We start from the raw sequence: 21,131 nt of genomic DNA, 5'->3' as shown, positions 1-21,131 counted from the left end.
ATCAAGAACCTGGCCTGCGCCGGCGCAGTGATGGCCGTTGCAGCGCTGTCATGGTCCAGCCCGGCTCACGCGCAATCCGCCACGGAAACCTGCCTGGCGGTGGATCAACGGCTGTCTGGTGATGCGACCCTTCCGCGCACCGCGGCTGCGCTGAAAGCCAATGGCCCGCTCAAGATCGTCGCCATAGGCTCGTCCTCGACGCTCGGCCTGTGGCAGTCCGATCCCGCCATGACCTATCCCGGCAGACTGCTGAGCGAGCTTAAGCGCCTGAAACCGGACCTGCGGCTGGATGTCGTCAATAGCGGGCGGAACGCCGACACGATTCCCGGCAATATCGCGCGATTTGACCGCGATGTGCTGGCGCATCGCCCGGATCTCGTGATCTGGCAGATCGGCACCAATGACGTGACCTGGCTGCAAAGCCCGGACGGCCTGACCGGCAGGATCACCGAAGGTATCCGGCTGCTTAAGGCTGATGGCGCCGACGTGATCCTGATGGATCAGCAATACGCGCCGGTGATTCTCGCATCGCAATATTCCAAGATGCAGAGAAGCATAGCTGACGCCGCCCGGCAGGAACGCGTGCCGCTGTTCTCGCGCTTCGAGCTGATGCGCCGTGCAATGGACGCAGGGCTCTCCATGGGTGCGCTGACCGCCTGGGACGGACTGCACAATTCCGCAGCCGGCTACGAATGCACCGGCCGCGCCCTCGCCCGCGCTATCATGACGACGGCTGCAACTGGCGTACAAACGCCGCCGAAAACGGTGCGGCGGCGCAAATAACTTCAGAATTTTGGATGAAGCCGTTAGCGCTTCTTGCGCAGACGAACGACCATATCGATGCGGCTGATCTCGAAGCCCTCGGGGACTTCCGGCATCTTGGTCAGCACGAGGTTCTGGTCCGGAATATCGACCAGCTCGTGGTTGTTCTCGAGATAGTAGTGGTGATGCGAGGTCACGTTGGTATCGAAATAGGTCTTGGTACCATCGACGCTGACCTGACGGAGCAGGCCGGAATCCGTGAGCTGATTGAGCGTATTGTAGACGGTTGCCAGCGACACCGGCACCTTGGCGAGGGTTGCTTCCTCGTAAAGCATTTCCGCGGTGAGATGACGCGCGCCCTTGCCGAACAGCAGCCAACCCAGCGCCATGCGCTGACGGGTGGGACGCAGGCCGACCGACTGCAGCATCTCGTTGACGTCATGCCACGGGCAACCAGTCAAAGCCGGCTGACGGCCATGATTGATTTCCGCAACCGCAGCTGCGTCATCCATAACTGAAATGCTGTCGCTCATATCCACGTCAGTAATCCTGCCGTTTACACTCAAAAAGAACACTGAATTAGCTTCTATTATAGAAAGTCGAGGCCTCAGATGCAAGGTTTTCGCAACTAGGAGCCATGCATCAGAAGGGATGCTTATGCAGTGCATCGCAACATGGTCAATAACCCGCCAAAAGCGGGCGATCCCCCGCTTTGCCACCTCATAAGCCTATGATAGAGAGCGCCCAACCGGGCAAGTTCCCGCGACATTTGGAACAATTCTATATGTGGCGACTCCACTCCGGGGTTGCCACGACCATCAATGGACCCAGAAAGCCGGCATGATCCAGGAACAACGCAACAGCTACGCATATGAAGACCTGCTGGCCTGCGGCCGCGGCGAGCTGTTCGGGCCCGGGAACGCACAATTACCGCTGCCGCCAATGTTGATGTTCGATCGTATCACCGAGATCACGGCCAATGGCGGCGAATTCGGAAAAGGTCTCGTGCGCGCCGAACTCGACGTCACATCGGATCTCTGGTTCTTCGCCTGTCACTTCAAGGGTGACCCGGTGATGCCGGGCTGTCTCGGTCTCGATGCCATGTGGCAGATGGTCGGATTCTTTCTGGGCTGGTCCGGCGGCATCGGCCCCGGCCGCGCGCTCGGCCTCGGCGACCTGAAGTTTTCCGGCCAGGTTCTCCCGAACATCAAGAAGGTCGTGTACACCATCGATATCAAACGCGTGATGCGTTCAAAATTGTGGTTGGGGATTGCCGATGGCTCGCTTTCGGCCGATGGCGAGATTATCTATCGCGCCAAGGACCTGAAGGTCGGCCTGTTCAAGCAGGAAGCACCTGCCGCATTGCAGCCGGGAACGTGATCTACCGGGTGCTATTCAACGGCGGTCTCCGAGGGGGCGACCGTCAGTTCCACAACAACGTAGTTCAAAGGGCGAGGCGATCATGAGGCGGGTTGTCGTCACGGGGATGGGCATTGTCTCATCTATCGGAAACAACACTCAGGAAGTGCTTGCGAGCCTCCATGAGGCAAAGTCGGGCATCACACGCGCCGACAAATACGCAGAGCTCGGTTTCCGTTCGCAGGTGCAAGGCGCACCGACCATCAATCCGGCCGATGTGATCGACCGCCGCGCGATGCGCTTTCTCGGCGAAGGCGCCGCATGGAATCACATCGCCATGGAGCAGGCGATCCAGGACTCCGGCCTCGAAGAGTCGGACATCTCGAACGAGCGCACCGGCATCATCATGGGCTCGGGCGGACCTTCCGCACGCACCATCGTCGAAGCCGCGGACATCACGCGAACGAAGGGTCCGAAGCGCGTTGGTCCGTTCGCGGTGCCGAAGGCGATGTCCTCGACAGCCTCCGCGACGCTCGCCACCTGGTTCAAGATCAAGGGCGTGAACTATTCGATCTCGTCGGCCTGCGCGACCTCGAACCATTGCATCGGCAATGCCTATGAGATGATCCAGTGGGGCAAGCAGGACGTCGTGTTTGCCGGCGGCTGCGAAGAGCTTGACTGGTCGCTCTCGGTGCTGTTCGACGCCATGGGCGCAATGTCATCGAAGTATAACGACACGCCATCGACCGCCTCGCGCCCCTATGACGTCAGCCGTGACGGCTTCGTCATCGCCGGCGGTGCGGGCGTTGTCGTCGTCGAAGAACTCGAACACGCGAAAGCACGCGGCGCCAAGATCTACGGCGAAATCATCGGCTACGGCGCCACCTCGGACGGCTACGACATGGTCGCTCCATCCGGCGAAGGCGCAGAGCGTTGCATGAAGATGGCGCTGGCCACCACCGGCGGCATCAAGATCGACTACATCAACCCACATGCGACCTCGACGCCCGCCGGCGATCCTCCGGAAATGCAGGCGATCCGCAACGTATTCGGCACCGGCGAGAAGTGCCCGCCGATTTCGGCGACCAAGGCCCTGACCGGCCATTCGCTCGGCGCCACCGGCGTGCAGGAAGCGATCTACTCACTGCTCATGATGCAGAACGGTTTTATCTGCGAGAGCGGCAACATCACCGAACTCGATCCGGTGTTCGCCGACATGCCGATCGTGCGCAAGCGCGTCGACAATGTGAAGGTCGGCACCGTGCTGTCGAACTCGTTCGGCTTCGGCGGCACCAACGCGACGCTGGTGTTCAAACGGATGGATGCGTGAACTTTTTAAGCTCTCCCGGCAAAGCGAAGCTTCGCTAGGCGGGAGAGGTCGCCGCTTCCTGGCGGCGGGTGAGGGGCAGGGCACCCAATCACCTCATCAATGATATTCGCGGATTGAAAGCGCCCCCACCCTACTCCTCTCCCCGCAAGCGCGGGGCGAGGGGGCTTACTGCGTTCGCCGCAGCGGCAGAGCACCATTGGAGCTAGATCGATATGCAAGGACTGATGCAGGGTAAGCGCGGACTGATCATGGGCGTGGCCAATGATCATTCGATCGCTTGGGGAATCGCCAAGGCACTGCATGCGCAGGGTGCTGAACTGGCTTTCACCTATCAGGGCGATGCGCTCGGCAAGCGGGTCAAGCCGCTGGCGGAATCGCTCGACGCCGGCCTGATCCTGCCCTGCGACGTCGAGGATATCGCCAGCGTCGATGCGACCTTCGCAGCAATCAAGGAAAAGTGGGGCGGGCTGGATTTTCTGGTGCACGCCATCGGCTTCTCCGACAAGAATGAACTCAAGGGCCGCTACGCCGACACCACGCGCGCGAACTTCTCGCGCACCATGGTGATCTCGTGCTTCTCCTTCACCGAAGTCGCCAAGCGCGCTGCGGAGATCATGAAGCCCGGCAGCGCAATGATCACGCTGACCTTCGGCGGCTCGACCCGCGTGATGCCGAACTACAATGTCATGGGTGTTGCCAAGGCCGCGCTCGAAGCCTCGGTGCGCTATCTCGCGTCAGACTTCGGCCGCCAGGGCATTCGCGTCAACGCGGTGTCGGCCGGCCCTGTGCGCACGCTTGCCGGCTCTGGCATCGGCGATTCCCGCGCGATGTTCGCGTTCCAGCAGAAGCATTCGCCCCTCGGCCGCGGCGTCACCCTCGATGAACTCGGCGGCACCGCGCTGTATCTGTTGTCCGAGCTGTCCGGCGGTGTCACCGGCGAAACGCATTTTGTGGACTCCGGCTACAACATCATCTCGATGCCGCATCCGGACGCTTTGAAGGCAGACGCAGGCGAGTAATTCGCCTTAAGTCTTCTCCCCCGATGCGAATTCCATCGCGCGCTGGAATGCCGGACGCGCACTGCAGCGATCGAGGTAACGATCGAAAGCCGGGCGCGACGGCACCATCTTGAAGGTGCGTACCGCAAAATTCAGTCCGGAGCCGATGGCGATATCGGCTGCGGAAAACTTCTCGCCGAGAATCCAGGGGCCGGTTTCCAGCGCCGCTTCGAGCACATCGAAAACGCGTTGTGCGTCGCCCCAGCCGGCCGCCACCGAACTCAATTCCATCTTGGTTGCGATCTGCGCGATTGCCGGTTCGATACAGCTCGGCGCGAAGAACAGCCAATAGAGATATTTTGCACGATGCGGGTCACCGACCGGCGGCGCCAGCCTGGCTTCCGGGTAACGCTCAGCCACGTAAGTGCAGATCGCGGCAGCTTCCGCCATGGTCGCTTCGCCGTCCTGCAGCGCCGGTACCTTCCCCATCGGATTGACCGTCAGGAATTCCAGCGTGCGCTGCGCACCGGTGGTGATGTCGGTCAGCACACGCTCATAGCTGACGCCCGTCTCTTCCATCAGCCACAATGCGGTAAACGAGCGCGAACGTGGCGACCAGTAGAGCTTCATCATCGCAAATTCTCCCTAGGCAGAATTATTTGCCTTTTTGCGCAGATTCGGATGAGGGTGCAAGGGCTGCGCTGACGGTCTGTCCCGCATTCGACCACGTTCCCTGAAAAGAAAAAGCCCCCGCGACGATGTCGCGAGGGCTTCGACTTTACGGTCAGGTATCTATCACACCAGATCGAAGCGATCGGCGTTCATGACCTTGGTCCAGGCCGCCGCGAAATCCTTGGCGAATTTCTGCTTGGCGTCGGCACTCGCATAGACTTCCGCAAGGGCACGAAGCTGCGAGTGCGAACCAAAGACCAGATCGGCGCGCGTGCCGGTCCACTTGATTTCCCCGCTCTTGCGATCGCGTCCCTCATACACATCGCTGGAGCCGTCGACCGCCTTCCACTCCGTGCCCATGTCGAGCAGGTTGACGAAGAAGTCATTGGTCAGCGTCTCCGGCGTCCTGGTGAAGACACCACGCAGGGACTGCCCGGAATTCGCACCGAGTACGCGCAGGCCGCCGACGAGAACCGTCATCTCAGGAGCGGTCAGCGTCAGCAATTGCGCACGATCCACCAAGGATACTTCGGCCGGCACGGCCGACGTGCCCTTGAGGTAGTTACGGAACCCGTCCGCGACCGGCTCCATGACTTCGAAGGATTCGACGTCGGTTTGTGCTTGCGAAGCGTCGCCGCGTCCCGGAGAGAACGGGACGGTCACATCAAGGCCAGCATCCTTCGCGGCTTTCTCGACCGCCGCGCTGCCGCCGAGGACGATCAGGTCGGCAAGCGAAACCTGCTTGTCACCGGATTGCGCTGCGTTGAACTCCTTCCGGATTCCATCGAGCACCTGCAACACCTTGGCCAGTTGAGCCGGCTGGTTGACCTCCCAGTCCTTCTGGGGGGCCAGACGGATGCGTGCGCCGTTGGCACCGCCACGCTTGTCGCCGCCACGGAAGGTGGAGGCCGAAGCCCAGGCCGTGCTGACCAATTCCGATACGGTCAGACCCGAGGCCAGGAGCTTGGCCTTGAGCGCAGAGACGTCGGCATCATCGACCAACGGATAATCGACCGCGGGGATCGGATCCTGCCAGATCAACTCTTCCTTGGGCACTTCCGGACCGAGATAACGCGCGCGCGGACCCATGTCGCGATGGGTCAGCTTGAACCAGGCACGGGCGAAAGCTTCGGCGAAGGCCTGCGGATTCTGCAGGAAGCGGCGTGAGATTTTCTCATAGGCCGGGTCCAGACGCAGGGATAGATCCGTCGTCAGCATGGTTGGCTTGCGCTTCTTCGACGGATCATGCGCGTCGGGGATCACTTCCTCGGCGTCCTTGGCTTCCCACTGGATCGCCCCGCCGGGGCTGCGGGTCTGCACCCATTCATATTTGAACAGGTTCTCGAAGAAGAAGTTGCTCCACTGCGCCGGCGTCTGCGTCCAGGTGACTTCGATGCCGCTGCCGACCGCGTCTGCGCCGTGTCCGGTGCCGTAGTTGCTCGCCCAGCCCAGGCCCTGCGCTTCCAGGCCGGCAGCTTCAGGCTCCGGACCCTTGTGAGACTCAGGCGCAGCGCCATGGGTCTTGCCGAAGGTATGACCGCCGGCGATCAGCGCCACGGTTTCCTCGTCGTTCATCGCCATGCGCTTGAAGGTCTCGCGGATGAAGGCGGCGGCAGACACCGGGTCGCCATTGGCACCGGGGCCTTCTGGATTGACGTAGATCAGACCCATTTCCGTGGCGCTGAGTGGAGCTTCGAACTTGTCGAGCGGTCGGTGAGTGAGCCACTTGGATTCGGGACCCCAGTTCACGTCCTGATCAGGCTCCCAGACGTCGGCACGACCACCCGCGAAGCCGAAGGTGCGGAAACCCATGGTCTCCAGCGCGACATTGCCGGTCAGGATCAGCAGGTCGGCCCAGGAGATCTTGTTGCCGTATTTCTGTTTGATCGGCCACAGGAGGCGGCGCGACTTGTCGATGTTGACGTTGTCCGGCCAGGAATTGAGCGGAGCGAAACGCTGCTGACCGCGACCGCCGCCGCCGCGGCCGTCGCTCAGGCGGTAGGTGCCGGCGGCGTGCCACGACATGCGGATGAACTGCGGACCGTAATTGCCGAAATCGGCGGGCCACCAGTCCTGCGAATCGGTCATCAGCTTACGCAGGTCATTCTTGAGTGCCTCGTAGTCGAGCTTCTTGAATTCCTCGGCGTAGTCGAACGCATCGCCCATCGGATCGGACAGCGACGAGTGTTGGTGGAGAATCGACAGGTCCAGCTTGTTCGGCCACCAGTCACGGTTAGTCCTGACAGCGGGGGCGTGCGCAACCGGGCACTTGCCGGCGCCGTTCTCATTCGTCGTGTCCATCAGTCTCTCCTTCTGGCCGTTTGGAACATAAGCCATCCCGGGCACCGGCACGCCGGATTGCCACCAAAGGACCTCTCAAACTTTCCAAAAGCTGTTTAATTTCAATTATCTGCCGAATTCCTTGGCAAGCCTGGCGCTTATCCTAGTCGGACTTCGTGACGGGAGATTGGAAGAATTCTCAGATCAGGTCCAGTCGAATTGTCTTCGCCCCTCGATCAGTTTATCTGATGATTCATGATTACGCTCCGCCAACTCCGTTATCTCGCCGCTCTCGCCAAACATGGCCATTTCGGCCGCGCGGCCGAGGCCTGCAACGTCACCCAGCCTGCGCTGTCGATGCAGATACGCGATCTCGAACGGACACTGGGCGTGCAGGTGGTGGAGCGCCGGCCTGGCGAGGTGATGCTGACCGATGTGGGGCGCGAAGTAGCGCGACGCGGTGAAGACGTGCTCGCGGCTTCGCGCGATCTGGTCGACTTTGCACGGCACCGCGGCGGGTTGCTGACCGGACGGCTGACGCTCGGCGTGATTCCGTCGCTGGCGCCGTATCTGCTGCCGCGGATTCTGCCGGTGCTGCAGAAACAGTTTCCGGAATTGCGGCTGGAGCTGCGCGAGACGCAAACCAAGCAACTGGTCGACGATATCAAGTCAGGCGCACTCGATGCCGCGATGCTGGCGCTGCCGCTTGGGGAGTCCGAGATCGACACGGCCAAGCTATTCGACGATCTGTTCCTGCTGGCGGTGCCCGCAGACGACCCCCGCCCTGCCGACAAACGCATCAAGGCGATGGAGATCGACCAGAGCCGGCTGATCCTGCTGGAAGACGGCCACTGCCTGCGCGACCAGGCGCTGGCCTTCTGCGCCACCGCAGCGCGCGGCCATCAGTCCGGCGGCAACGGCATGGCCTTCGCCGCGTCCAGCCTCTCCACGGTGATGCAGATGGTTGCCAGCGGCTATGGCGTCACGCTGATCCCGCAAATCGCCGCCGACGTCGAGCAGCGCGACCAGCGCGTTAAATTCCTGCGGCTGGAGAATCCGCAGCCGGGCCGCACCATCGGCCTGGCGTTTCGCCGAACGTCGCCGCGCAAGGCGGACTTCGCCGCATTGGGCGATGTGGTGAAGGACAGCGTTATCGGCTGACCGAGATCGGCCGCAAAAGAAAACGCACCGGTGCGGCTGCGCCGATGCGTTTTCGGATGAGTGAGGCGCTCGCGCTCAGCTCTTCTGCTTGGCGATCACCTTGTCCTTGATGCCTTCATAGGTCTTCTCGGGCACGATCTTCTTCTGCACGAGTTCGTCCTTACCCTTATACGGGCGGCCTTTGACGATCGCTGCAGAATAGGCCTTGCCGATACCCGGCAGTGCCTCGAGTGCCTCGACACTGGCGGAGTTGAGATCGAGCAGTTCAACCTTCGCGCCCGCCGTCGGGGACGTCTTGGTCGCCGCGGGTGCCATCTTGGAATCAGCAGGCGCCATCTTGCCGGCGGGAGCAGCGGGCTGCGGCGACTGCGCCATCGACGGCGCGGATGCGAGCAGACCCAGAGTGAGAGCGGCAGCGGTCAAAGTAGCAAATCTGAAATGGCGCATCGGTTTGTCCCTCCAAGGACGGTTAAGTAACGCAACCAAGCTAGCTGCGGATTCATGGCGACGCCATGGCGCGAAAATGAACCGCAGATAAAAGCTGAAATTTATTTTGGTAGTGTTTTGGTAGTTGAGGTGGCTTCTTCAGATGAAGACTGTACTTACGACCCCGCCTGCAGCGCCTTGTCGATCTCGACTTTCAGCACGCGCTCGTAATTCTCCTGCGTGATGCCGCCGACCATCTTGTAGGCGATGCGGCCATCACGGCCGACGATGAAGGTCTCGGGCACGCCATACACACCCCATTCGATCGCGGCGCGGCCATTGCCATCGACGCCGACGATGCCGAACGGATTGCCATAGCGGCCGAGGAAGCGCCGGGCATTATCCGGCGAATCCTTGTAGTTGATGCCAACCAGCTGCAGCCGCTTGTCCTTGCCGAGCTCCGTCAGCAGCGGCGCCTCGTCATGGCATGGCACGCACCACGATGCCCAGACATTGACGAGACTGACCTTGCCCTTAAATGCTGCCGGATCGAGACCGGGCACAGGCGCACCGCGCTCCTTGAGGCCTTCCAGCGCCGGCAAGGTCGTCTGCGGCGCGGCGCGGCCGATCAGCGCCGAGGGAAGTTTCGCCGGATCGGCTCCGAGCCGAAACCAGAACAGCGCCGCCAAAGCAGCAAAGATCAGCAGAGGCAGCGCCAGCACCCAGCGGCGCTTCGGAGCGGCTTGCGACGTCATGTGAGATCCGCCGCGCCGCGGCCCGAACGCCGCGCCACCCCCGAAGACTCTAGCTCATGCAGCCGCGCGCGGACGCGGCGATGATCGATGTCGATCCAGACGATCAGGATCAGCACTACAGCAGCGACCAGCACGTAGGACGTAACGATGAAGGATGCGTACGGACCGAGCGCCATCACGGGAGTGCCACCGGCTTCGAGGCCTGCAGCATCTGCAGCGCACGCAATCGACGCCGCAGAATCTCGTTACGCATCGCGGCGAGATGCAACGTGATGAACAGCAGCGAGAACGCCACCGCCATCACCAGCAGCGGGATCAGAAACGACTTGTCGAGCGACGAACCACCCATCTTCATCACCGACGCTGGCTGATGCAGCGTATTCCACCAGTCCACGGAGAACTTGATGATCGGAATATTGATCGCACCCACCAGCGTCAGCACCGCTGCAGCGCGCGCCGCACGCGATGGATCTTCCACCGCGCGCCACAGCGCGATCAGGCCGAGATACATCAGAAACAGAATGAGCACCGAGGTCAGTCGGGCGTCCCATTCCCAATAGGTGCCCCACATCGGCCGGCCCCATAGCGATCCGGTAACCAGCGCGAGAAAGGTGAAGGCGGCACCGATCGGCGCCGCCGCCTTTGCTGCGACATCGGCGAGCGGATGCCGCCACACCAGCGTGCCCAGCGAGGCCACGCTCATGACGCCCCAGACGAACATCGAGAGCCAGGCATTCGGCACATGGATGAACATGATCTTGACGGTGGCGCCCTGCTGATAGTCGTCCGGCGCCATCGCCGACTGATACAGGCCGATCGCAAGCAGAATGCCCGTCGCCATCGCCAGCCACGGCAGGATGCGGGTGGCGAGCGACAGGAACCGGGTGGGATTGGCGAGTTCGGTCAACGTCATGGCATTTCCAATAGTCGCGGCTCTGTCCGCGATCAATGCAACTTATTCTCGTTCAACACAGCTCGCGACGAGTTGACCCAGGTCAATCCAGTGTCTCAGCCTCTCGTGATTATTCCAACCGTCTCAATCCAGTCCATGTCGCAGGCTCGCCGCCGCCGCAAAAGGCCCGATCACAAGGCTCGCCAGCGACAGCGCGCAGAGGATCGAGAACGGCGTCGAGAATGACATGCCGCCCTCGGGCGCGGCGATGGCCGCATTTGAGGCGGCGACGCCGAAGATCAGCACGGGGATCGAGAGTGGCAGCACCAGGACGGCCAGCAGCAGGCCTCCGCGCTGCAACGTCACTGCCAGGGCAGCACCGATCATGCCCGTGAAGGTCAGCGCCGGCGTGCCCGCCAGCAGCGTCACCGCCACCGCCAGCGTCGCCGGACCGTCGAGATTGAGCAGTAGTCCCAGCACTGGCGTGGCGACAATCAGCGGCACGCCGGCGGCCAGCCAGTGTGCGAGGGCCTTGGCGGCGCAGGCCAGTTCCAGCGGCGTCCGGCTCATCAGGATGAGATCCAGCGAGCCATCGTCATGATCGGCGGTGAACAGCCGATCGAGGGTGAGCAGGCTGGCCAGCAGCGCCCCGAGCCACAAGATTGCCGGCCCCAACCGCGCCAGCAGCGCCAGATCGGGGCCCAGCGCGAACGGCATCAGCACCACAACCGTGAGGAAAAACAGTACGCCGATCAGCGCCCCGCCGCCGACGCGGACGGCAATGCGAATGTCGCGGCGAATCAACGCGCCGAGAGCGCTCACGCCTCGCCCCCGATGCGCAGTTCCCGCGCGGGGATGCCGAGCGGGCCGTGGGTCGCGGCGATGATCAAGCCACCAGTGGCCAAATGATCGGCCATCAGCCCTGCAAACACACGCTGGCTGGCGAGATCAAGCGCTGCAGTCGGTTCGTCGAGCAGCCAGATCGGCCGGCGGACGGTCAGCAATCGCGCAATCGACAGCCGGCGGCGCTGGCCAGCCGACAGGAACCCCGCAGGCAGCGCTGCGGCATGAGAGAGACCCACCGCTGCAATACACGCGGCGGGATCGGTCGGCGTACCACCGAGAAATTCCGCCCAGAAGGTCAGGTTCTCCGTCACCGTTAAAGCCGGCTTCATGGCGTCGCGGTGACCCAGATAATGGGCTTGTTCGGCGAGGGTCATTTCGCTGTCGCCGCCCTCAAGGGTGATGATGCCCGCAGCCGGCACCAGCAGATCGGCTATCAACCGCAGCAATGAGGTTTTGCCTGCCCCGTTGGGGCCAACGACCGCCACGGCCTCGCCTGCCGCGGCATCGAAGTCCAGTCCGGCGAAGACTTCGCGGCCACCCCGCAGGCATCTCAAATTGCGCCCCGAGAGCCGCATCTTAACCCTTCCATGACCATCTGATTTGGTTCAGAAGTCGCCGCCGCGTTGTTGCACTATTTCGCAGGGCTGCAAACGATTGTCGGTGTGGCGGCGTCTCTAGAAAGATTCTATAAGCCGGAACTTGATGCAGCACACAATCGGCGCCTCAAGCAAACCGGCCTCCTCGCCCACGGTGTTTTGATACCTCCTACCGGGTATCCGTTAACTGAATTGGGACCCCTTCACATGACCTCGCTCGACAGTTTCAAATGCCAGAAGACCCTCAAGGTTGGCGCCAAGACGTATGTTTACTACAGCCTGCCGCTAGCCGAAAAAAACGGTCTAAAGGGCATTTCGAAGCTGCCTTACTCCATGAAGGTGCTGCTCGAAAACCTGCTGCGCAATGAAGACGGTCGTAGCGTCAAGAAAGACGACATCCTCGCCTTCTCGAAGTGGCTGAAGAAGCGCAAGCTTGAGCATGAAATCTCGTTCCGCCCGGCCCGCGTGCTGATGCAGGACTTCACCGGCGTCCCAGCGGTGGTCGATCTTGCGGCGATGCGCAACGCGATGCAGGCGCTGAAAGGCGACCCCAAGAAGATCAACCCGCTGGTCCCGGTCGATCTGGTCATCGATCACTCGGTGATCGTGAACTTCTTCGGTGACAACAAGGCGTTCGGCAAGAACGTTGCCGAAGAGTACAAGCAGAACAAGGAACGCTACGAATTCCTGAAGTGGGGCCAGAGCGCCTTCTCGAACTTCTCCGTCGTGCCGCCCGGCACTGGTATCTGCCACCAGGTCAATCTCGAATATCTCGCCCAGACCGTCTGGACCAAGAAGCAGAAGATGACGGTCGGCAGGAAGACCGGCACCTTCGAAGTCGCATACCCTGACACGCTGGTCGGTACCGATTCGCACACTACGATGGTCAACGGTCTCGCCGTACTCGGCTGGGGCGTCGGCGGTATCGAGGCGGAAGCCGCGATGCTCGGCCAGCCGCAGTCGATGCTGCTGCCCGACGTGGTCGGCTTCAAGCTGAAGGGCGCGCTGAAGGAAGGCGTCACCGCCACTGACCTCGTGCTCACCGTCACCCAGATGCTGCGCAAGCAGGGCGTGGTCGGCAAGTTCGTCGAATTCTACGGCCCCGGCCTCGATTATCTGTCGGTTGCCGACAAGGCGACCATCGCCAACATGGCTCCGGAATACGGCGCGACCTGCGGCTTCTTCCCGGTCGATTCCGAAACCATCGACTTCCTCAAGACCACCGGCCGCAAGACCCCGCGCGTCGCGCTCGTGTCCGCCTATGCCAAGGCGCAGGGCCTCTATCGCACAGCCAAGTCGCCCGATCCGGTGTTCACCGAGACCCTGACCCTCGACCTCGGCGACGTCGTGCCGTCGATGGCCGGCCCAAAGCGTCCGGAAGGCCGCGTCGCACTGCCCGCGATCGCCGATGGCTTCGCTGCTGCCATGACCAGCGAATACAAGAAGACCGGCGACACCTCGGGTCGCTTCGCAGTTGAAGGCAAGAACTTCGATCTTGGCCATGGCGACGTGGTCATCGCCGCCATCACCTCCTGCACCAACACTTCGAATCCCTCGGTGCTGATCGCCGCCGGCCTGCTGGCGCGTAACGCGGTCGCCAAGGGCCTCAAGGCCAAGCCGTGGGTGAAGACCTCGCTGGCTCCCGGCTCCCAGGTCGTCGCCGAGTATCTCGCAAATTCGGGCCTGCAGCTCGACCTCGACAAGGTCGGATTCAACCTGGTCGGATTCGGCTGCACCACCTGCATCGGCAATTCCGGCCCACTGCCGCCCGAGATCTCGAAGTCGATCAACGACAACGGCATCATCGGCGCCGCCGTGCTGTCGGGTAACCGCAACTTCGAAGGCCGCGTTTCGCCGGACGTCCAGGCGAACTATCTCGCCTCACCGCCGCTGGTCGTTGCCCATGCGCTCGCGGGCACCGTGACCAGGAACCTCGCGGTCGAGCCTATCGGCGAAGGCAAGGACGGAAAGCCGGTCTATCTGAAGGACATCTGGCCCACCACGAAGGAAGTGAACGCCTTCATCAAGAAATACGTCACCTCGACGATCTTCAAGAAGAAGTATGCCGACGTGTTCAAGGGCGACACCAACTGGCGCAAGATCAAGACGGTCGAGAGCGAGACCTACAAGTGGAACATGGGTTCGACCTATGTGCAGAACCCACCCTATTTTGAAGGCATGAAGCAGCAGCCGGAACCGATCGTCGATGTCGTCGATGCACGGATTCTCGCGCTGTTCGGCGACAAGATCACCACCGACCACATCTCGCCGGCCGGCTCGATCAAGCTGACCTCACCCGCTGGCAAGTATCTGTCGGAGCACCAGGTGCGCCCGGCCGACTTCAACCAGTACGGCACGCGCCGTGGCAACCACGAAGTCATGATGCGCGGCACCTTCGCCAACATCCGCATCAAGAACTTCATGATGCAGGGCGCCGACGGCAACGTCCCGGAAGGCGGCATGACCAAGCACTGGCCCGACGGCGAGTCGATGTCGATCTACGACGCCGCGATGAAGTACCAGGCCGAGCAGGTGCCGCTGGTCGTGTTCGGCGGCGCCGAATACGGCAACGGTTCGTCGCGCGACTGGGCAGCCAAGGGCACGCGTCTCCTCGGCGTTCGCGCCGTGATTACCGAGAGCTTCGAGCGCATCCATCGCTCCAACCTCGTCGGCATGGGCATTCTGCCACTGACCTTCGAGAACGGTTCGTCGTGGAAGAAGCTGGGTCTCAAGGGCGATGAGAAGGTCACCATCCGTGGCCTCCAGGGCGACCTGAAGCCCCGCCAGCAGCTCACCGCTGAAATCGTGTCGGCCGACGGCTCGCTGCACAAGGAAACCCTGCTCTGCCGCATCGATACGCTCGACGAACTCGAATACTACCGCAACGGCGGCATTCTGCATTACGTGCTGCGTCAACTCGCAGCCTGACGCCCGCACGTGGGTGTGACGTAGTGCCTCACTGCGAAGTGAGTGGCTAGTGAACAGAAGGCGGCCTATGAAAGGCCGCCTTCTGGTGTTTGAGGGCATGAATGTGTTAGCGACACCAATGTGCGACACCGCCTGTTATGTGTCCCACCTCGAGCGTGGCAAAACCTCATGAAACCCTTTGGCGGCATATCGCAGTGGACCGGCGCACTTGGCGTGTGCGCTGCCATTGCAGCAAGCGGTAGCGCGCTGGCCCAGCCCCGGGCTGTGCTGGAGCTGTTTACCTCGCAAGGTTGCTCGTCCTGCCCGCCCGCAGACAAGATCATCGGTGACCTTTCCAAGGACCCGTCCGTGATCGCATTGAGTATGCCGATCGATTACTGGGACTACTTGGGCTGGAAGGACACACTGGCCGACTCGCGTTTCAGTGCGCGTCAAAAAGCCTATTCGCAGATGCGCGGCGATCGCGACGTCTACACGCCACAAGTCGTCGTCAACGGCGCCACTCAGGTGATCGGCAGCGATGTCGATCGTATCCAGGGCGCGATCAGCGAAACCAAGAGAGGCACCGTGATGACGGTGCCGGTGTCGATGTCGGTCTCGGGCAAACACGTCAACGTGTCTGTTGCCGCATCGACCACTGCGTCGGATACGGCGCATGGCGAAGTCTGGATTTGCTCGGTGTCGAAAGCCGTGCCGATCACGATCGGTCGCGGCGAGAATCGCGGCAAGCAACTAACCTATTACAACGTCGTTCGAAACTGGCTGAAGGTCGGCGACTGGACGGGCAACGCCGCCAACTGGACGCTGCCGCTGGAGAACATCTCCAGGGATGGCGTCGATGCTGCCGTCGTCTATGTGCAGGACGGCACGCGCGACAAGCCCGGCGCGATGCGCGGCGCAGCCTATACGTCGCTGCAGTAGTTGTAATCTCTCGTCATCAACGATCTCGTCATTCCCCGACGCTCCTACTGGAGTGTCCAAGGGTGAACGCAGCGACGGCTGCGCGCTACCCCGGAATCTCGAAGTAATAGAATCGGCATCGCACCATAGTCCCGCTTGGCGCAGGACGGCATCAGACGTGTCGGGCTCCAGACGATTGGCCGGGTTCGCGCTTTCGTCGCCCTTGCTGACCACACCGCGCCCCGGAAATAACAGAGTGCATCCACCAAAAAGAAAAGGACCAACTTGCGTTGGCCCAGTGGGGATTAACTTCCTGCGCAGGGTCCGATCCCAACGACCGCGGGGGGCTGGGGGCTGAGGAATCCGAGACCGGAAGAACCGGACCCGACGCAGTAGCTTCTTGTCGCAATCCAGAAGGGCGCCCGATGGGCCAAAGTTTGGCGGCAATAAGATTCGACTGACGTTCCCGTGACGGCAAATTTCTACCATCAAGCTCGCGGATCGGCCCTTGCAGAGGACTGCGGTCAGCGCGATCATGTCGGGGATGTGACAGGAGGCGCCGCATGACTGTGATTCCGGGAGATACCGACCCCAGCGAGAATCGCGCGGCGACGGGCCCTGCCGCCGCCGCGCCCGTCGTCAGCTTCAATCGCCTTGAGCTCAGCCGCATCCTCAACCTGTATGGCCGTATGGTCTCTGACGGCGAGTGGCGCGATTACGCCATCGACTTCCTGCGCGACCGCGCGGTGTTCTCGGTGTTTCGCCGCTCGTCGGAAGTGCCGCTATACCGCATCGAGAAAGATCCGCGATTGGCGCGCAAGCAGGGCATGTACAGCGTGATTTCAGCTGGTGGCCTGATTCTGCGCCGGGGGCACGAACTCGACCGCGTGCTGCTGGTGATCGACCGCAAGCTGGCGGTGGTCTAAATCGATTCGCGAATCGTCAAGGTAGCGTGCGGGCTCCGTCGCCCAGCGCAAGCTGCATCGAGACGGTGTCGAGCCAGCGGTCGAATTTGAAGCCGACGTCGGGATGCACTCCGATCATCTGGAAGCCGGCATTGCGGTGAACCGCGATGGAGCCGGCATTGGCGCTGTCGCCGATCACGGCGACCATCTGGCGATAGCCGCGGCTCTCGCATTCGGCAATCAGCCGCGCCAGTAGCTTGCCGCCAATGCCCCGCCGCTGGGCTTTCGGATCGAGATAGATCGAATTCTCGACGGTGAAGCGATAGGCCGGTCGTGGGCGATGCGCGCTGGCATAGGCATAGCCGACGATCTGGTTCTCCTGTGCAGCCACCAGATAGGGATAGCCACCGTCGATCAGCGCCTCGAAACGGCGCGTCATCTCGGCCAGATCTGGCGAGAGCAGTTCGAAGGTGGCCGTGCCGAATTGCACCGCTTCGTCATAGATCGCAGTGATTGCGGGCAGATCTGCCGCCGTGGCGGGCCTGATTTCGATATCGGACATGGCACGAAGACTATTTTTGCTCCGTCCAAAAGAAAAGCCCCGACCTTTCGGCCGGGGCTAAGATCTCCTCTATGTTCCGAGGCTTATTCGCGCTGTCCGAGCAGCTGCAGCAGCAGCGTGAACAGGTTGATGAAGTTCAGGTAGAGCGACAGGGCGCCGGTGATCGCCGCGCGCTCGGCAATATCGCCGCCCTGCGAGGCGTAACCGTAGATGTAGTCGTTCTTCAGGCGCTGGGTATCGTAGGCGGTGAGGCCGGCGAAGATCAGCACGCCGACAACCGACACGATGAACTGCAGCATCGACGACGCCACGAAGACATTCACGAGGCTCGCGATGATGATGCCGAACAGGCCCATCAGCAGGAACGAGCCCATGCCCGTCATGTCACGCTTGGTGGTGTAGCCATAGAGGCTCAGCGCACCGAACGAGGCTGCGGTGATGAAGAACACCCGCACGATCGAGGTGTGCGTGTACACCAGGAAGATCGACGACAGCGAGATGCCCATCAGAGCCGAGAAAGCCCAGAACAGCAACTGCGCGGTGGCCGGCTTCAGCCGGTTGATGCCGAACGAGATGGCGAACACCATGACCAGCGGCGCCAGGATGAACACCCACTTCAGGGGGCTCACGAACATCGCGTAGCCGAACGGTGTCAGGTAGGAGCTACCGATCCGGGCCGCGGCGCCCGAGGGGTCCGTGGTCACGGCTGCCATGTATACACCAAGAGCAGCCAGGCCGGTGATGGCCAGACCGATCGACATGTAGTTGTAGATGCGCAGCATGTAGGAGCGCAGTCCGGCGTCCACGGCAGCGGCATCGCGCGCGCCGACCCGGCCGAAGGGGGAAGCATAGTTACGGTCTAGATCCGACATGGTCGAAACCTCGATGTTGTCCGGCTGATCGCAAAGGGTTCGCGTCGCCGGTTCGAATTGTATCCCAGATATCTACGCCCCTGACACTAAATTCGATTTCATAAAAAATCGATGTCATCTGCGTTCGACGTCTGACCCAAAGGGTATGTGGTAAACTAACACATTCGCTGCAAGCTTCCACGCGTGGCGGAATGTCGCTCCGATTTGCATTCAGGCATCCCGCTAAACTTTCAGCCTGACGCAAGCTTGGCGGTTTCGCAGCCTTTCTGCACGAATCAGCCCGCCCAAAGGGCTGCTTCGTGTCAAAACGGGTCACAAATTACGCAACACGGTGGCAGGCTTCTGATTCAAGGCTACCAGCGTACCCGCCAGACCCAGCCCGACTGTGACAATTAGCGCCGCCAGAACCACACCTGCCGCGCTACCTGCCTGCCAGACGAAACTCAGCGTCATAAGACGCGTGACGATCAGCCACGCCGCCACTGAGCCGGCGATGACGCCAAACACCGCCGTGGCCAGGCCAATCATGAGATATTCAAGTGCATAGGCACCCAACAGCCGCGCGCGCGTGGCACCGAGGGTCTTGAGGATCACAGCGTCGTAAACGCGATGCCGGTGGCCGGCGGCCAGCGCGCCACCGAGCACAAGGATCGCCGACAGCAACGTCACTGCGCTGGTACCCCGGATCGCCAGTACAAGGTTTGTGACAACCGATCCCACGGTATCGAGCGCTTCCCGGACCCGCACGGTGGTGATCATCGGGAATGCGTCGGCGACCGCCTTGACCAGACCGGCATCCTGGGACGGATCGGACTTCGGTTCCGTCAGCGTGGCGATATGGGTATGCGGCGCACCGCGGAAGGTATTGGGCGAGAACACCAGCACGAAATTGATGCCGAGGCTCTGCCAGTCGACAGACCGCATGTTGCCGATCCTGGCGGTAATATCGCGGCCGAGCACGTTGACCACGACCTCGTCGCCGAGTTTGAGCCCGAGCCCATCGGCCAGCTTCTTCTCGAACGACACCAGTGGCGGCCCGCTATAGCCGGCCCCCCACCATTCGCCTTCGACCAGCTTGGAGCCGCGCGGCACCTCATTGGTGTAACTGAGGCCGCGGTCGCTCTGCAGCACCCATTCGGCGTCGGACGAAGGCTTGAGGTCTTCCGCCTTGACGCCGCGTGCGGCGACGATCCGGCCGCGCAACATCGGCACGTCCTCGACGATCGACTGCGGCTGCTTCTCCTTGAGAAACGCGCTGAAGCGGTCGGCATCGGTTGAGGGAATATCAATGAAATAGAACGAAGGCGCCTTTTCCGGCAACGCCGCCATGAACTGCCGGCGCAGATTGCCGTCGATCTGGGTGACGGTCACCAGCACCGTCAGGCCCAGTCCGAGCGACATCACCACCGACGGCGTCAGCGCGCCCGGCCGGTAGATATTGGCAATGGCCAGCCGCAGCATGGTCATACTCGGCCGCGGTAATTTGCGCGCAAACCCCATCAATGCGCCGGCGATACCGCGCAGCAAGGCGAACACGACCATTGACGACACCACGAATACGGCAGCGACACGCTTGTCGTAAGCGAGCCCGACCACCACCGCAATCAGCAGCCCGACCACGAGAGCCATCCAGAGCATGTAGCGCAGCTTCGGCCGGTGCGATTCCGTCAGCGCCGCATCACGAAACAGCGCCGCAACCGGCACGTCGTGTACGCGGGCCAGGGGCCACAGGCCGAAGGCCAGCGCCGTCAGCAGCCCGTACAGCAGCGACAGCGCCAGCTCATCGAGATGAAGCGCCGGCACCACCGGCAGCGGCAGCAGCTTGCCGAACAGGCCGACAATGACAAACGGCAGGGACGCACCGACCACCAGGCCGATCAGCGAGCCGATCACCGCCAGCACCAGCACCTGCGTGAGATAGATCGCGAACACGTCACGGCCGGTCGCGCCAAGCGCTTTCAACGACGCGATGACGTCGCGGCGGCGATCGATATGGCTCTTCACGGCATTGGCGACACCGACGCCGCCGACCAGCAGTGACGCGAGGCCGACCAGCGTCAGGAACTGGGTGAATCGCGTGATGGTGCGCTCAAGCTGCGGCGAAGCGTTGTCGCGCGAACGGATTTCCCAGCCGGCTTGCGGCAATTGGGCACGCGCATCGTCGGCCAGCGCCTTGGCAGCGCGATCGCCGGAAACCGTGTCCGGCAGGCGAACACGATAGATCCAGCGTACCAGACTGCCCGGCTGCAGAAGCTGGGTGGCGCGCAGGGCGTCCTCGCCGGTGAGGAACCGCGGCGCGAAACCGACACCGCCCGCGAGCTTGTCAGGCTCCGCTGAAATTTCGCTGCGAATCTGGAACGTCGCATTACCGACCGTGAGGCGGTCACCGACCTTGAGGCCGAGCCGGGCCATCAATGTCGTATCCGTCGCGGCGCCATAGGCGCCGTCGCGTTCGGCGAGCAGATCGCTCATCGGCATGTCCGGCGCCAGGGTCGCCTTGCCGAGCAAGGGATAGCTGCTATCGACGGCCTTGATCTCGATAAGCGCGAGATTGCCGTCCGGCGCACGTGCCATGCCGCGCAGCGTTGCTGCAACCGACACTGCACCGCGCGCGCGCAAGAAGGCGAGCTCTTCCGGCTTGGCCTCACGCTGCATCAGCGAGAATGCCACGTCGCCGCCGAGCAGCGTACGGCCTTCGCGCGCCACGCCCTCGCCGAGACTTGCCGCGACCGAGCCGACGCCGGCGATGGCCATCACGCCCAGCGCGATGCAGGCGATGAAAACGTAGAAGCCGCGCAGGCCACTGCGCATCTCGCGGAAAGCGTAACGCAGCGCCAGCGACGGGCCTCGACTATTTGGAACAGTATCGGTGATGACGGTCATGCGA

At 62.2% G+C, this 21,131-nt stretch carries 20 protein-coding genes; 8 read left to right on the top strand and 12 right to left on the bottom strand.

The features are described 5' to 3' along the window. Positions 1 to 30: 30 nt before the first annotated feature. Complete coding sequence (locus AC1RLZ_RS09600; RefSeq protein ID WP_493188461.1) at positions 31 to 783, top strand: SGNH/GDSL hydrolase family protein; 753 nt, start codon at positions 31 to 33, stop codon at positions 781 to 783. 23 nt (positions 784 to 806) lie between these two features. Here the strand turns inward: AC1RLZ_RS09600 and irrA are convergent, their stop codons facing one another. Continuing rightward, positions 807 to 1,274 carry an iron response transcriptional regulator IrrA gene (irrA, locus tag AC1RLZ_RS09595; protein ID WP_371420422.1) on the bottom strand — a complete coding sequence of 156 codons (468 nt, stop codon included), beginning with the start codon at positions 1,272 to 1,274 and terminating at the stop codon, positions 807 to 809. A gap of 328 nt (positions 1,275 to 1,602) precedes the next feature. Here irrA and fabA point away from each other — a divergent pair, with 328 nt between their 5' ends. From fabA to fabI, 3 genes are all read left to right on the top strand, one after another. Next, on the top strand, positions 1,603 to 2,142 hold the full coding sequence (gene fabA, locus AC1RLZ_RS09590; protein WP_493188460.1) for a 3-hydroxyacyl-[acyl-carrier-protein] dehydratase FabA: 540 nt from the start codon (positions 1,603 to 1,605) through the stop codon (positions 2,140 to 2,142). 82 nt (positions 2,143 to 2,224) lie between these two features. Continuing rightward, a complete protein-coding gene (gene fabB / locus AC1RLZ_RS09585) occupies positions 2,225 to 3,451 on the top strand; it encodes a beta-ketoacyl-ACP synthase I (RefSeq protein ID WP_493188459.1) in 1,227 nt (408 codons plus the stop codon). A 212-nt stretch (positions 3,452 to 3,663) separates the two neighbouring features. Next, a complete protein-coding gene (fabI, locus tag AC1RLZ_RS09580) occupies positions 3,664 to 4,470 on the top strand; it encodes an enoyl-ACP reductase FabI (protein WP_493188458.1) in 807 nt (268 codons plus the stop codon). Positions 4,471 to 4,476: 6 nt separating this feature from the next. On the opposite strand, the gene AC1RLZ_RS09575 is transcribed toward fabI, so the two are convergent. Together AC1RLZ_RS09575 and katG are read right to left on the bottom strand one after the other, a co-directional pair. Continuing rightward, positions 4,477 to 5,082: a glutathione S-transferase family protein gene (locus tag AC1RLZ_RS09575; RefSeq protein ID WP_493188457.1), complete on the bottom strand. Its 606-nt coding sequence runs from the start codon at positions 5,080 to 5,082 to the stop codon at positions 4,477 to 4,479. Positions 5,083 to 5,244: 162 nt separating this feature from the next. Next, positions 5,245 to 7,422, bottom strand: coding sequence for a catalase/peroxidase HPI (katG, locus tag AC1RLZ_RS09570; RefSeq protein WP_493188456.1), 2,178 nt, complete (start codon positions 7,420 to 7,422; stop codon positions 5,245 to 5,247). Positions 7,423 to 7,656: 234 nt separating this feature from the next. Here katG and AC1RLZ_RS09565 point away from each other — a divergent pair, with 234 nt between their 5' ends. After that, positions 7,657 to 8,562 carry a LysR substrate-binding domain-containing protein gene (locus AC1RLZ_RS09565; protein ID WP_371420407.1) on the top strand — a complete coding sequence of 302 codons (906 nt, stop codon included), beginning with the start codon at positions 7,657 to 7,659 and terminating at the stop codon, positions 8,560 to 8,562. 75 nt (positions 8,563 to 8,637) lie between these two features. Here the strand turns inward: AC1RLZ_RS09565 and AC1RLZ_RS09560 are convergent, their stop codons facing one another. The 6 genes from AC1RLZ_RS09560 to ccmA all read right to left on the bottom strand — a co-directional run bounded on the left by AC1RLZ_RS09560 (position 8,638) and on the right by ccmA (position 12,056). Beyond that, positions 8,638 to 9,009 (bottom strand): ComEA family DNA-binding protein, encoded by a 372-nt coding sequence (locus AC1RLZ_RS09560; protein ID WP_493188455.1) that lies wholly within the window; start codon positions 9,007 to 9,009, stop codon positions 8,638 to 8,640. A 155-nt stretch (positions 9,010 to 9,164) separates the two neighbouring features. After that, positions 9,165 to 9,743, bottom strand: coding sequence for a DsbE family thiol:disulfide interchange protein (locus AC1RLZ_RS09555; protein ID WP_493188454.1), 579 nt, complete (start codon positions 9,741 to 9,743; stop codon positions 9,165 to 9,167). Then, the gene (gene ccmD, locus AC1RLZ_RS09550) at positions 9,740 to 9,919 is read right to left on the bottom strand and encodes a heme exporter protein CcmD (RefSeq protein ID WP_371420410.1); all 180 of its coding nucleotides are present in this window, start codon (positions 9,917 to 9,919) and stop codon (positions 9,740 to 9,742) included. Before ccmD ends, AC1RLZ_RS09555 begins: the two co-directional genes overlap by 4 nt. Beyond that, positions 9,919 to 10,656: a heme ABC transporter permease gene (locus AC1RLZ_RS09545; protein ID WP_175369272.1), complete on the bottom strand. Its 738-nt coding sequence runs from the start codon at positions 10,654 to 10,656 to the stop codon at positions 9,919 to 9,921. Before AC1RLZ_RS09545 ends, ccmD begins: the two co-directional genes overlap by 1 nt. 123 nt (positions 10,657 to 10,779) lie before the next feature. Further along, positions 10,780 to 11,457 carry a heme exporter protein CcmB gene (gene ccmB / locus AC1RLZ_RS09540; RefSeq protein ID WP_371420411.1) on the bottom strand — a complete coding sequence of 226 codons (678 nt, stop codon included), beginning with the start codon at positions 11,455 to 11,457 and terminating at the stop codon, positions 10,780 to 10,782. Then, positions 11,454 to 12,056, bottom strand: coding sequence for a heme ABC exporter ATP-binding protein CcmA (ccmA, locus tag AC1RLZ_RS09535; RefSeq protein WP_493188453.1), 603 nt, complete (start codon positions 12,054 to 12,056; stop codon positions 11,454 to 11,456). The genes ccmB and ccmA overlap by 4 nt, the downstream gene beginning before the upstream one ends. Positions 12,057 to 12,284: 228 nt before the next feature. Between ccmA and acnA the strand changes: the two genes are divergently transcribed. The 3 genes from acnA (at position 12,285) to AC1RLZ_RS09520 (ending at position 16,831) form a co-directional block, all read left to right on the top strand. Then, a complete protein-coding gene (gene acnA, locus AC1RLZ_RS09530; RefSeq protein WP_493188452.1) occupies positions 12,285 to 15,005 on the top strand; it encodes an aconitate hydratase AcnA in 2,721 nt (906 codons plus the stop codon). A 168-nt stretch (positions 15,006 to 15,173) separates the two neighbouring features. After that, entirely contained in the window at positions 15,174 to 15,926 is a 753-nt protein-coding gene (locus AC1RLZ_RS09525) for a DUF1223 domain-containing protein (protein WP_493188451.1), read from the top strand. A 542-nt stretch (positions 15,927 to 16,468) separates the two neighbouring features. Then, positions 16,469 to 16,831: a DUF2794 domain-containing protein gene (locus AC1RLZ_RS09520; protein WP_493188450.1), complete on the top strand. Its 363-nt coding sequence runs from the start codon at positions 16,469 to 16,471 to the stop codon at positions 16,829 to 16,831. Positions 16,832 to 16,847: 16 nt separating this feature from the next. On the opposite strand, the gene AC1RLZ_RS09515 is transcribed toward AC1RLZ_RS09520, so the two are convergent. The 3 genes from AC1RLZ_RS09515 to AC1RLZ_RS09505 all read right to left on the bottom strand — a co-directional run bounded on the left by AC1RLZ_RS09515 (position 16,848) and on the right by AC1RLZ_RS09505 (position 21,127). Next, complete coding sequence (locus AC1RLZ_RS09515; RefSeq protein WP_493188449.1) at positions 16,848 to 17,372, bottom strand: GNAT family N-acetyltransferase; 525 nt, start codon at positions 17,370 to 17,372, stop codon at positions 16,848 to 16,850. A gap of 83 nt (positions 17,373 to 17,455) precedes the next feature. Beyond that, positions 17,456 to 18,244: a Bax inhibitor-1/YccA family protein gene (locus tag AC1RLZ_RS09510; RefSeq protein WP_371426026.1), complete on the bottom strand. Its 789-nt coding sequence runs from the start codon at positions 18,242 to 18,244 to the stop codon at positions 17,456 to 17,458. A 312-nt stretch (positions 18,245 to 18,556) separates the two neighbouring features. Then, the gene (locus AC1RLZ_RS09505; RefSeq protein ID WP_493188448.1) at positions 18,557 to 21,127 is read right to left on the bottom strand and encodes an ABC transporter permease; all 2,571 of its coding nucleotides are present in this window, start codon (positions 21,125 to 21,127) and stop codon (positions 18,557 to 18,559) included. Positions 21,128 to 21,131: the final 4 nt, after the last annotated feature.

The organism is Tardiphaga sp. GW822-FHT04G09 (genome assembly GCF_058800725.1).
This window is presented reverse-complemented; position numbering and strand designations above follow the sequence as displayed.